General features: G+C 65.7%; 7 protein-coding genes. 1 reads left to right on the top strand and 6 read right to left on the bottom strand.

Annotation, left to right across the window (positions count from 1 at the left end):
• Positions 1-243 precede the first annotated feature (243 nt).
• The 6 genes from F4562_RS21655 to F4562_RS21680 form a co-directional block, all read right to left on the bottom strand.
• A complete protein-coding gene (locus tag F4562_RS21655; RefSeq protein WP_184854787.1) occupies positions 244-1848 on the bottom strand; it encodes a trypsin-like serine peptidase in 1605 nt (534 codons plus the stop codon).
• A 1095-nt stretch (positions 1849-2943) separates the two neighbouring features.
• Entirely contained in the window at positions 2944-4536 is a 1593-nt protein-coding gene (locus tag F4562_RS21660) for a trypsin-like serine peptidase (protein ID WP_184854788.1), read from the bottom strand.
• Positions 4537-5648: 1112 nt separating this feature from the next.
• Positions 5649-7238, bottom strand: coding sequence for a trypsin-like serine peptidase (locus tag F4562_RS21665; RefSeq protein WP_184854789.1), 1590 nt, complete (start codon positions 7236-7238; stop codon positions 5649-5651).
• A 499-nt stretch (positions 7239-7737) separates the two neighbouring features.
• Positions 7738-8898, bottom strand: coding sequence for a trypsin-like serine peptidase (locus F4562_RS21670; protein ID WP_184545995.1), 1161 nt, complete (start codon positions 8896-8898; stop codon positions 7738-7740).
• Between the two features lie 128 nt (positions 8899-9026).
• Positions 9027-10271 carry a trypsin-like serine peptidase gene (locus F4562_RS21675; RefSeq protein WP_184545993.1) on the bottom strand — a complete coding sequence of 415 codons (1245 nt, stop codon included), beginning with the start codon at positions 10269-10271 and terminating at the stop codon, positions 9027-9029.
• Between the two features lie 228 nt (positions 10272-10499).
• Positions 10500-12092, bottom strand: a complete 1593-nt coding sequence (locus F4562_RS21680; RefSeq protein WP_246473504.1) for a trypsin-like serine peptidase — start codon at positions 12090-12092, stop codon at positions 10500-10502.
• A 316-nt stretch (positions 12093-12408) separates the two neighbouring features.
• Here F4562_RS21680 and F4562_RS21685 point away from each other — a divergent pair, with 316 nt between their 5' ends.
• Positions 12409-13179 (top strand): SSI family serine proteinase inhibitor, encoded by a 771-nt coding sequence (locus F4562_RS21685; protein ID WP_184545992.1) that lies wholly within the window; start codon positions 12409-12411, stop codon positions 13177-13179.
• Position 13180: the final 1 nt, after the last annotated feature.

Raw genomic sequence — 13180 nt, forward strand, 5'->3', positions numbered from 1 at the left:
GGGCGGCCGACGCGGTGGAGGCGCTGCGGAAGGCCGCGTGAGTAAACGAGACGCAGAAAGCAGAAAAGCAGGGTCCGACGGCACCAATCGGACCCTGCTTCTCTGTTCTGTTCAAGGCCGAGGGGCCGGTCGGTGCCGGGCCCCTCGGGTGGTGCTGGGGAACGGGCGGGGTTTGGACCCCCGGCCTGTTCTGAACAGGGGGGGTTTGGACCCCCGCCCTGTTCGGGTGATCGTCGGTAGGGACTACTTGACGATCGAGCCGGACCAGACGTTCGCGGCCTTCTGGTAGACGGTCGCGGTCTCGCCGTCGAAGTACGGCGAGGTGATCAGGTCGTAGCGGTTGTTCTTGTCCTGGTCGCCGAACAGGCTGGTGACGCCGTTGACGTAGCCGAGACGCTTGGCGTTGCTGTACTTGGCGAGCCAGGGGCCACCGTCGGCGCCGGGGGTGAAGGAGCTCTTCAGGCCGATGTGCTCCTCGACCTTCTCCGCGGCGGAGACGTAGACCTTGCCGGAGGTCTTGCCGTAGGTCCACTTCGGCGTGACGCCGGTGTAGGCCTTGTTGCCGTCGGGGTGGGCGTCGGCGGGGTAGCCGAAGACGAAGACCGTCTGCTGCGGCTTCTGGTTCCAGGTGAAGCCCTGGCCGCCGACGTTCTCGCCGAGGTGGCCGACGTCCTTGACCCAGCCGTCAACGATGAAGTAGGTCTCGACCCAGTACTTCGGAACGACGGTCGACTTGACCCACTTGTTGACGTAGAACTGCTGCTTGGTCCAGCCGGTGACGACGCCGTCCTTCTTGACCTCGACCAGCTCGCCGTCGAACTTGCCCTCGGCCTTGTCGGCCGTGAGCTTCTTGTACTCTTCCTGGCTGATCTCGATGACCCCGCCCAGGCCCTTGCCGGTCGGGAACCTGTTGTTGTTCTCCAGGCCGGTCGCGGCAGCGGCGTACACCGACTTGGTGACCTCGGCGCCGACCAGCTTGACGCCCTCGTGGCCCGTCTCGGTCAGGTACTTGCCGATGGTCTCCGCGTTGGCGTCGGCCGGCTTGGCGACGGTCTCAACCTTGGGGTCGAGGAAGGCCTTCTTGAAGGGGCCCTCGGGGCCGTACTTCTCGTAGCCGGCCTCGTACTCCTTGTCGGTGATCGTCTTCTCTTTGACGAACTTGGCGCCGTTGTGGGCCGCGTACTCCTTGGCGGTGACCTGCTTGGCCGTGCCACCACCGAACTGGACACCGCGGTACACGGTCACGAACGCGTAGTCGCGGTCGCGGTCGTTGTAGACGCTGTAGTCGTAGTGGGTGTAGGCGGTCTTACCGACGTAGATGCCCCAGGGAGCCTTGCCCTGGTAGTAGCCGGGCACGAAGACCCACTTGTCCATGACGCTGGCGTTGGCCTTGTCGTCGTAGACGCAGTGGCCGGCGGTGGCGACCAGGTTGCGGTACTTGGACTGGATCGAGGTGGCCGAGCACCACTTCAGGTCGCCCTTGGAGTCGACGAAGAACACCTTGCCGATGGTCTTGGGCAGGTTGATGTTCTTGACCTTGGCGGCCGACTTCTTCTCCTCGCCGATCGGGGCGACGACGCCGGGCTTGCCGTCCGGGGTGTAGCCGCCGCTCGCGTTCAGCTTCGGAGTGGCCTTGGTCTCCCAGGTGAAGGGGGTGGCCTTGGCCAGGTTGTTGGTGTGGTCGTTGGCCTTGAACCAGAACTCGGCGACCTCGAGGGCGGAGGGGGCGTCCTTGGCCATCGTGTCGTAGGCCCAGTCCGGAACGGCCTGAGCGGTGCCGGCCAGGCCGGCGGCCAGCATTCCGGTGGCGAGGATCGCGCCACCGGCGGGGAGGAGGATGCGCTTCAAGGGAAACTCCTTGGTCTGATGTGGAACGCTTCTTGCGTCCCATGCGTCAGTAAAGGGATAGCCAGGAACATACAGTCTCGATCTTGAGAACCGGAAGCCGAATCGAGAGGAAAAGGTCCGGTCCATAGGGCCGAGATCGTTCCGTTACATTCGTTTGACTTTGAAGCCGTTGTCGGGGTTTAGCGTTTCGAGATGTGTTTTCGCAGATAGATCAACTTCTGTGGTGTGTGCGACAGATGCACTGTGATCGAATGAACGCGAATGGTTACGCGCCAGTTGTGACGCAGATCACACTCGCTCGATGGCACCGATCCGGCCGAAGGCGCGTCTAAGGATCCTGTCGCTTCCGAAGCCCGGCGTTCCGCGTGGCTTCCCGGGTGCCAACCCTCCGGCTCTCCATCCTTCTCGGAGCCCGGAAGTCGCGATGCGCAAGGGGCTGGCGCCGTCTCCTGGCCGCGCCACAGCGATTTGATCTTGCCGCTACGAGGATTCTCGCGTTCCCAAGGGTGATCGTTCGCTCCTGGGCTGATGGGCCGTCTCGCGACGCCTGAGAGGCTTCGACCGGGCATCGGATCTTCTGTCGAGCGGCCGGCCACGGAACGAGCCGCCCTCCGCGTCGCTATGGTCGAGAGCTTTCTGCCTCGCGGTGACTCCATGCGCCGACGCGGCGGGGAGAACGCGGCGGGTGCTCCGGCCGGCTACGGGTGAATGCGCGCCGTCTGCTCACCTGGCGAAAATCGGCTTTCCCTTTCCGGTCGCCGCCTGGTGGTGGGGGAACAATATGGACGCGCCGAATTAGGGAAAACGGAAGGGCCCGGCATGAATGCCGGGCCCTTCGTCATATCTATGTGGAGCCGGTGTCGTGTCGGCGGCACCGGTCGTGGAAAGGCCGAGGGCCCGGTCGGTGCCGGGCCCTCGGGTGGTGCTGGGGGAGCGCTCGGGGTTTGGACCCCCTGGCGCTCGGGTGGTGCTGGGGAACGGGCGGGGTTTGGACCCCCGGCCCGTTCTGAACAGGGGGGGTTTGGATCCCCGCCCTGTTCGGGTGAGCGAGCGGGGTTTGGACTCCCGGGTCGCTCGGGTGATCGTCGGTAGGGACTACTTGACGATCGAGCCGGACCAGACGTTCGCGGCCTTCTGGTAGACGGTCGCGGTCTCGCCGTCGAAGTACGGCGAGGTGATCAGGTCGTAGCGGTTGTTCTTGTCCTGGTCGCCGAACAGGCTGGTGACGCCGTTGACGTAGCCGAGACGCTTGGCGTTGCTGTACTTGGCGAGCCAGGGGCCACCGTCGGCGCCGGGGGTGAAGGAGCTCTTCAGGCCGATGTGCTCCTCGACCTTCTCCGCGGCGGAGACGTAGACCTTGCCGGAGGTCTTGCCGTAGGTCCACTTCGGCGTGACGCCGGTGTAGGCCTTGTTGCCGTCGGGGTGGGCGTCGGCGGGGTAGCCGAAGACGAAGACCGTCTGCTGCGGCTTCTGGTTCCAGGTGAAGCCCTGGCCGCCGACGTTCTCGCCGAGGTGGCCGACGTCCTTGACCCAGCCGTCAACGATGAAGTAGGTCTCGACCCAGTACTTGACCTGGGCGGTCTTCTTGACCCACTTCTTGACGAAGAACTCGTTCTTCAGCCAGCCGGTGACGTTGCCCTGAGCGTCCTTGACCTCTTCGAGCTTGCCGAGGAACTTGCCCTCAGCCTTCAGGGCCTTCTTCTCGTTGTACTCTTCCTGGCTGATCGCCACCGCGTTGCTGTAGCGGGTGAACCGGTTGCCGTTCTCCAGGCCGTCGGGGGCGGAGCGGTAGACCGACTCGGTGACCTCGGCGGCGACGAGCTGGATGCCGTTGCGGCCGGTGGCGATGTACTCCTCGACGTTCGCAGCGGCGTCGGCCGGCTTGGCGACGGTCTCAACCTTGGGGTCGAGGGCCTTGGACTTGAACGGGCCGTCCTGGCCGTACTTCTCGTAGCCGGCCGCGAACTCCTTGTCGGAGATCTCCTTCTCGTGGACGTACTTGGCGCCGTTGTGGGCCGCGTACTCCTTGGCGGTGACCTGCTTGGCCGTGCCGCCGCTGAACTGGACACCGCGGTACACGGTCACGAACGCGTAGTCGCGGTCGCGGTCGTTGTAGACGCTGTAGTCGTAGTGGGTGTAGGCGGTCTTACCGACGTAGATGCCCCAGGGAGCCTTGCCCTGGTAGTAGCCGGGCACGAAGACCCACTTGTCCATGACGCTGGCGTTGGCCTTGTCGTCGTAGACGCAGTGGCCGGCGGTGGCGACCAGGTTGCGGTACTTGGACTGGATCGAGGTGGCCGAGCACCACTTCAGGTCGCCCTTGGAGTCGACGAAGAACACCTTGCCGATGGTCTTGGGCAGGTTGATGTTCTTGACCTTGGCGGCCGACTTCTTCTCCTCGCCGATCGGGGCGACGACGCCGGGCTTGCCGTCCGGGGTGTAGCCGCCGCTCGCGTTCAGCTTCGGAGTGGCCTTGGTCTCCCAGGTGAAGGGGGTGGCCTTGGCCAGGTTGTTGGTGTGGTCGTTGGCCTTGAACCAGAACTCGGCGACCTCGAGGGCGGAGGGGGCGTCCTTGGCCATCGTGTCGTAGGCCCAGTCCGGAACGGCCTGAGCGGTGCCGGCCAGGCCGGCGGCCAGCATTCCGGTGGCGAGGATCGCGCCACCGGCGGGGAGGAGGATGCGCTTCAAGGGAAACTCCTTGGTCTGATGTGGAACGCTTCTTGCGTCCCATGCGTCAGTAAAGGGATAGCCAGGAACATACAGTCTCGATCTTGGGAATCGGAAGCCGCTTCGGCGGGGAATAAACCTGTCCGAAACGCCGAGATGCTTTCGTTACATTCAGGCGGGGCTGAGACCTGTCTGAGATCCGATGGTAATGATCCACATCTCCGCAGATAGATCACCTTTTGTGGCCCGTATGGCAGATGTCCCGTGATCGTGTGAGTGCGAACGGTCACGTATCCCATGTGACGTAGATCACATCAGTCTGATGGCACCGATGCGGCCGGATTCACGTCTAAAGGGTCCCTCCGGGAGTGCTCGGAGTGTCCCCACAGACGAGATCGTGTCCCGCCTCTCGCCGCTGGGAAGCCCGACTCCAGGGTGAGAACGTAGGTTCCTGTCGTTCCGCGCGTGTCGTCCGGGGGCCGCCTGATTCCCCCGTCAGGAGATCGCTGATGATCGTTCAGCCCGTCTGAGAGTGATCGATCGATCTCGTCTCAGGGCGTCGTGCACGGCCGCCCGGAGGGGCGTCTTCGAGTCACCTTCACACGGGTTCCGCCCTGTCCGTAGACGTGGTTTACGGCGTCGCGTGTGCAAGGAGTGTCCGCTTCCGTAAAGCGGGCCCCGACCGAAAAGGTGCGCCACCGCCGGGGTGGGGGACACGCGTGCGACGAGGGTGCGGCCCGGTGGCCGGCCGTCGTCGACGGGTGATGGGTGACGGGTGACGGGCAGGACACTCGGAGGTTTCTGCGGGCGGTATGCCGGACGGCCGGGACCGGTGTCTCCGCCGGGAAAGGTCGCCGGATGGCCGGGCTGGGGAAAACGGAAGGGCCCGGCATGAATGCCGGGCCCTTCGTCATATCTATGTGGAGCCGGTGTCGTGTCGGCGGCACCGGTCGTGGAAAGGCCGAGGGCCCGGTCGGTGCCGGGCCCTCGGGTGGTGCTGGGGGAGCGCTCGGGGTTTGGACCCCCTGGCGCTCGGGTGGTGCTGGGGTGAACGGGCGGGGTTTGGACCCCCGGCCTGTTCTGAACAGGGGGGGTTTGGACCCCCGCCCTGTTCGGGTGATCGTCGGTAGGGACTACTTGACGATCGAGCCGGACCAGACGTTCGCGGCCTTCTGGTAGACGGTCGCGGTCTCGCCGTCGAAGTACGGCGAGGTGATCAGGTCGTAGCGGTTGTTCTTGTCCTGGTCGCCGAACAGGCTGGTGACGCCGTTGACGTAGCCGAGACGCTTGGCGTTGCTGTACTTGGCGAGCCAGGGGCCACCGTCGGCGCCGGGGGTGAAGGAGCTCTTCAGGCCGATGTGCTCCTCGACCTTCTCCGCGGCGGAGACGTAGACCTTGCCGGAGGTCTTGCCGTAGGTCCACTTCGGCGTGACGCCGGTGTAGGCCTTGTTGCCGTCGGGGTGGGCGTCGGCGGGGTAGCCGAAGACGAAGACCGTCTGCTGCGGCTTCTGGTTCCAGGTGAAGCCCTGGCCGCCGACGTTCTCGCCGAGGTGGCCGACGTCCTTGACCCAGCCGTCAACGATGAAGTAGGACTCGACCCAGTACTTGACCTGGGCGGTCGCCTTGACCCACTTCTTGACGAAGAACTGCTGCTTGGTCCAGCCGATGACGTTGCCCTGAGCGTCCTTGGTCTCAAGGAGCTCGCCGTCGAACTTGCCCTCAGCCTTCAGGGCCTTCTTCTCGTTGTACTCCTCCTGGCTGATCTGGATGACCTTGCTCAGGCGGGTGAACTTGTTGCCGTTCTCCAGGCCGTCGGGGGCGGCGGTGTAGACCGACTTGGTGACCTCGGCGCCGACCAGCTGGATGCCGTTGTGGCCGAGGATGTACTTCTCGACGTTCGCAGCGGCGTCGGCCGGCTTGGCGACGGTCTCAACCTTGGGGTCGAGGGCCTTGGACTTGAACGGGCCGTCCTGGCCGTACTTCTCGTAGCCGGCCTTGAACTCGGCCTCGGTGATTTCCTTCTCGTGGACGTACTTGGCGCCGTTGTGGGCCGCGTACTCCTTGGCGGTGACCTGCTTGGCCGTGCCACCACCGAACTGGACACCGCGGTACACGGTCACGAACGCGTAGTCGCGGTCGCGGTCGTTGTAGACGCTGTAGTCGTAGTGGGTGTAGGCGGTCTTACCGACGTAGATGCCCCAGGGAGCCTTGCCCTGGTAGTAGCCGGGCACGAAGACCCACTTGTCCATGACGCTGGCGTTGGCCTTGTCGTCGTAGACGCAGTGGCCGGCGGTGGCGACCAGGTTGCGGTACTTGGACTGGATCGAGGTGGCCGAGCACCACTTCAGGTCGCCCTTGGAGTCGACGAAGAACACCTTGCCGATGGTCTTGGGCAGGTTGATGTTCTTGACCTTGGCGGCCGACTTCTTCTCCTCGCCGATCGGGGCGACGACGCCGGGCTTGCCGTCCGGGGTGTAGCCGCCGCTCGCGTTCAGCTTCGGAGTGGCCTTGGTCTCCCAGGTGAAGGGGGTGGCCTTGGCCAGGTTGTTGGTGTGGTCGTTGGCCTTGAACCAGAACTCGGCGACCTCGAGGGCGGAGGGGGCGTCCTTGGCCATCGTGTCGTAGGCCCAGTCCGGAACGGCCTGAGCGGTGCCGGCCAGGCCGGCGGCCAGCATTCCGGTGGCGAGGATCGCGCCACCGGCGGGGAGGAGGATGCGCTTCAAGGGAAACTCCTTGGTCTGATGTGGAACGCTTCTTGCGTCCCATACGTCAGTAAAGGGATGACCAAAAACATACATCGCTGATCTTGGTATCTCGAGACCGTTTGGAACAGGACAAACCGTAACGATCTTCCGAGATGCTTTCGTTACATTTCGGCGAGGTCTCGCCTGAGGGCGACTCGGCGACTGTCGGCGATGTTTCCCGAGGTAGATCAAATCCTCGACGACATCGAATGATGTTCTGTAGTTGAGGAATCACATTCAGTAACCGACCATGTGTGACTCAGATCACATGGATTTCATGGCACCGATCCGGCCGATTCCACGTCTAACGCCCTCATGTGAGGGCGTCTCGCCCTTCAGTCTCCTTCGAAGGCGCCGTGCCGCCCACGGAGATTTCGGTCCCTGCGAACAGGCCCGGAAACAGACACGGGACCCGGCGCCTGCCGGGTCCCGCGGGTGAGAGAAGGGGTGGGACCACCCCTCATCGGGGGCGTGCGGACTACTTGTACAGTTCGCCCTTCGGGCCGACGATCCTGCCGGACCACACGTTGGCCGCCTTGCGGTAGATGTCGGCCGTCTCGCCGTCGAAGTACGGCGAGGTGATCAGGTCGTAGCGGTCGTTCTGGTCCTGGTCACCGAAGAGGCTGGTGACGCCGTTGACATAGCCCAGGCGCCGACCGCTGCTGTACTGGGTCAGCCACGGGCCGCCGTCGGCGCCCGGGGTGAAAGCACCCTTGAGACCGACGTGCTCCTCGGCCTTCTCGGCCGACGCCACGTACTCCTTGCCCGACGGCTTGCCGTACAGGTACTTCGGCGTCACGCCGCTGTAGGGCCGGTCGCCGTCCGGGTGCGGGGCGGTGGGGTAGCCGAAGACGTAGACCGGCTTGCCCGTCGGCTGGTTCCAGGTGAAGCCCTGACCGCCGACGTTGTCACCCAGGCGGCCGACGTCCTTGGACAGGACGATGTAGTAGTGCGAGCCGCGCGACCACTTGGGCCCGGTGAAGCCCGCGTACTCGGACTTGGTGACCTGCTTGACGCCGTCGAAGGCGACGCCGTTGTAGACGGTGACGAAGGCGTAGTCCTTGTCGTAGTCCTCGTAGTTGGCGAAGTCGTAGTGCGTCCACGCGCTCTTGCCGACGTAGATGCCCCACGGCGCCTTGCCCTGGTAGTAACCGGGGACGAAGACCCACTTGTCGAGGGTGTCACTGTTGCCGGCCGGGTCGTAGACGCAGTGCCCGGCCGTGGCGACCAGGTTGCGGTACTTGCCCTGGACGGCGGTGGCCGAACACCAGCGGTACTGGCCGTTGACGACGAAGAACACCTTGCCGATGGTCCTGGGCAGGTTGACGTTCTTGACGCGCGTCGCGGCGGGCTTCTCCGAGCCGGTCGGGCCGACGCTGCCGGGCCTGCCGTCGGGGGAGTGGCCGCCGCCGACCTTCATCCGGGACCCGCCGGGGTCGGGGTTGTACGCCGTCGCCCCCTTCAGGGCGGCGAAGTTCGAGGCGGCCCAGAAGTCGATGACCGACACGGCCGAGGCGTTGTTCGTGGCCATCGGGTCGGTCGCCCAGTCGGGCGCGGCCTGGGCGGTGCCGGCCAGGCAGGTGGCCAGCAGGCCGGTGGCGAGTGCGGCGCCACCGAGGGGGAGAAGAGAGTGCTTCACAGGACGAGCTCCTTGCGCTGCAACGTCCCCGGACGCGGGGACTGCGGGACGACAAGGTACGAACCTACGCGTGAAGCTCGAAGGTCAAGAAATCTCTAAGGCTCCCTTAAAGGTCTTTTAAGGTGCTCTTAGGATCGGGGTGCCCGCTGTGCGGCCGCCCAGCGGTAGATCGTGTAGGTGGACGCGACGAAGTACGGGGAGGAGATCCGGTCGTACTTGCGGTCGGTGTCGGTGTCCCAGCCGAAACTGTTGACGCCGTTCAGGTAGCCGACGGCGTGCTTGGTGTCGTAGCCGATCAGCCAGGGGCCGCCACTCGCCCCGCTGGTGAACTCGCACTTCAACGCGATGCCGTATTCGACCAGCCGGGCGGGGGCCCGCACCTTGGTGGTGAGCCCCCGGCACGACTTGAGCTGCTGGCCGTCGTAGGGCCTGCTGCCGTCGGGGTGCGGGGCCGCCGGGTAACCGAAGGCGAGGGTGAACAGGCCGGTCCCGCGCTTGGTCGTCAGCCCCTGTCCGCCGACGTTGTCCTCCAGGCTGCCGACGTTCTCCATCTCGTAGGTCCCGGCCGTCTTGCCGGCCTTCCACCGGAACCCGTCGTGCACCGTGACGAAGGCGTAGTCGTAGTCGAAGTCGCCCTTGCCGACGAAGTCCTCGTGCAGGTTGAGCGAGTGGCCGACGTAGATGCCGTAGGGGGTCTCCCCCCGGTCGTAACCCGGAATGAAGATCCAGTACTCGGCGTGCCTGCCCTGCTTGGCGTCGTACGCGCAGTGCGCGGCGGTCGTCACCAGGCTACGGTTGGCCGCCGCCACCGACGAGGCGGAGCACCAGTAGTCCTGGTTCCCGAACCGGAAGAACACCTTGCCGACGGTGATGGGGGAGGCGCCGGAGGCCGGGGACCGCTTCTTGGGCAGGGTGGGCTCCACGGCCTGCACGGAGGTCTTCGCGGTGCCGCTCTTGGTGTCGGCGGCGCTTCCACCGGCGCCGCTTCCCGCGGAAGTGCCGGCGGTCGTCGCGGCCGTGCTGCCGCCACCGGCCGACGCGGCCGCGGCGGCTCCCGCTCCCGCGGCGGTCGCGGCCGGCGTGGAGGTCGAGGTGGCGCTGGTCGGAGTCGGAGACGCCGAGGAGTTGCCCCCGGTCACCTCGGGCGTCGCCGGAGCGTTGTTCACGGCCTGCTTGAGCCGGGCCGGGTTCCAGTACTCCGCGATCCGCTTCATGTCGGCGTTGCTCTTGGTCAGCGCGATCGAGGTGATGCCGTTGGGCACCCCGTTCAGCGGGGTGGCCGCGGCGCTCCCGGCGAACATCGACATCGCGGTCACACAGGCGGCGACCAGCGCGCCGAATGTGGCCGAGAGCCGCCGCACGGGGGGGAACATGGGGGATTCCTTCCGAGGTCAGAGAGCCGGCAGGGGGCGTAAGGGGAGATTTTTCCAGATCAACTCGGTTTTGGGCAGCTCAGCGGTCAGATCCGCTTTTACTCGGTTGTCCAGCCAGTGTGCCGGAGGGTGTATAAGCACCTCGTCAAGCCAGGCTGTGAACATCCTGTCAAGCCGGGGAAGGGGCCGGACGCGGTCCGGACCCTTCCCCTCTGGGCGACGCCGGGACTAGCGCGGGAGCTGCCCGGTCCACAGGTTGGCGGCGTACTTGTAGATGTCGTACGTCTCGCCGTTGAAGTACGGGGTGGTGACGCGGTCGTAGCGGCCGTTCTTGTCGCTGTCCACCGTCAGGCTGACGACGCCGTTGAGGTAACCGGTCCGCTTGCTGTTCTTGTACTGCAGCAGGAAGGGGCCACCGCTGGCGCCCGGGGTGAAGGCGCACTTGATCGCCTGGTGCTCCTCGGCCTTGTAGGCCGGGACGACCGGGGCGGCACCGGTCTTGCCGTAGCACCACTTCTGGGTGTGCCCGGAGTAGGGCTTGTCGCCGTCCAGGTGCGCGGAGGTCGGGTAGCCGAAGGTGAAGACCTTCTTGCCGAGCTTCTGGTTCCAGCTGAAGCCCTGCCCGCCGACGTTGTCACCGAGGCGCCCCGCGTCGGACATGACGATGACGAAGAACCGCGTATAGAAGTAGTGCTCCTTCACGGTGGTCTTGACCCACTTCTTGATGAAGAACCGGGTCTTGTACCAGGCGATCTCGTTGCCGTTGGCGTCCTTGGTCGCCTCCAGCTTGCCGAGGAAGTCGCCGTCCGCCTTCTGCTTGACCAGGTCGCGGTACTCCTCCTGGCTGATGGCGACCCTGCCCTTGTCGTCGCTGAAGCGCTCGAACTTGGCGTGGTTGTCCAGGCCGGTGGGGGCGGCCTTGTAGGCGCTCTCGACGACCTCGACGGCGGTCAGCTTGACGCCGTTCCGGCCGTCCTTGACGTACTCCTCGATGTACTTCTGGGCGTCGGCGGGCTTGCCGACGGTCTCGACCTTCGGGTCGGCCAGCTTCTTCCAGTACGGGCCGGCCTCACCGTACTTCTCGATCCCGGCCTCGTACTCGGCCTTGGAGATCTCCTTGTCCTCGGTGTACTTGAACCCCTTGGTGGCGGCGTACTGGGACGCCGTCACCTCCTTGACACCGGTCTGCTTGATGCCGTTGTAGACGTTGACGAAGGCGTAGTCGTAGTCGTAGTCCTCGTAGACCGTGAAGTCGTCGTGGGTGTTGACCTTGGCGCCGACGTAGATGCCCCAGGGAGCCTTGCCCTGGTAGTAGCCCGGGATGAACACGAAGTTGCTGAACGGCTTGTTCGTGTCGGTGTCGTAGACGCAGTGCCCGGCGGTCGCGACCAGGTTGCGGAATTTCGACTGCACCGAGCTGCCGGAGCACCAGCGCTCCTGGCCCTTGTTGTCGACGAAGAAGACCTTGCCGACGGTGATGGGCAGGTTCACGTTCCTGGAACGGCCGGCGCTCTTGCCGCCCTCGCCGGTGGGGGCGACGACACCGGGCTTGCCGTCGGCGGCGGCCCTGGCGGCGCCGGTCTTGTTCAGCTTGGCCGACACGGTGGAGTCGCTGAGGTAGGTCTTGGCCGACTTCAGCTTCGAGGCGGTCCAGTAGCCCGCGATGGCCTTCGCGTTACCGGAGGAGGTGAGCGTCGTCGACTTGACGTCGGGGTCGGCGGCGGTCGCCTGGGCGGTGCCGGAGAGGGATGCGCCGATCATGCCGGTGACCGCGAGGGCACCGCCGAGGGGGAGGATCAGACGCTTGGCTCGGGAGTTCAATGTAGCTCCTTCTTTGTCATGGATCGCCGGGGATGCGACCCACGCATGCGTAAAGAGACAAGACGTGACCGTACTCAGCAAAGACTGGTTAAAGGGCCATAAATCGGGCACATGGCTTTACCGTTATCATCTTGTTATCGAACTGGGGGAACCGGATCTACTCCGGTTGCGTCTATCTGATCTTTCTGTGCCAGGTCCCGGTGAAGTGATGCCAATACTTGTATGAGCTGCGCAAACGCCGGTGTGGAGCGTTGCCCGGAAGGAGGCGGCGGGGGAGGCTGTGATCGTCCGACGTCACGCGTCATCGGGGGATCTCATGCGACGTCTTCTCTGCCTGGCCGCTGCCGGGTTCTTCACTCTGTCGGGAACGGCCGCCGCGGCCACGCCTCCACCGGTCAAGGAGGCCGGCCCGCCGATCGAGCCGGTCGGGCCCCGGGCGGGCGGGCCGCTCACGGCCCAGCCCTACCACGGGCAGCCCTCCATCACCGTTCCCGGCCGCGGTGGTCCGCTGGTCGCGGAGCCGTACCGGGGCCGTCCCGTGGTGGTGCCGCCGTACCGGGGTGGTCCGCTGGTCGCGGAGCCGTACCACGGTCGTCCGGTGGTGGTGCCGCCGTACCGGGGCCGTCCCGTGGTGGTGCCGCCGTACCACGGCGGTTCCCTGGTCGCGGAGCCCTACTGGGGCGAGCCCGTCCGGGTCGTCCCCGGGCCGATCCAGCCGATCAGGTTCAGGCCCCCCGTGGGGGCGACGAGGGCACTGGTCCTGAGCGTCGCGGACGGGGCCCGGCCTCTGCCCGCGGCCCGCTACGTCCTGCTGGTGTGCGGCATGGGCGCTTCGCAGGGCACCCACCCCAGCCCGGCCCAGGCGTGCGACGCGCTGGAAGGAGTCCAGGGCAACCTCGCCGCGCTCAAGCCGCTGCCGGGCATGGCCTGCACGATGCACTACAGCCCGGTCACGGTGACCGCGAGCGGCATCTGGGACCGCCGACTCGTCCGTTTCGAGCGCACCTTCGGCAACGCCTGCGAGATGCGTGCCCTGACCGGTGGGGTCTTCGCCGTGTCGAACGTCCCGACCCCGTGGAAGTCCTGAC

This window comes from Streptosporangium becharense (assembly GCF_014204985.1).
GTDB lineage: Bacteria > Actinomycetota > Actinomycetes > Streptosporangiales > Streptosporangiaceae > Streptosporangium > Streptosporangium becharense.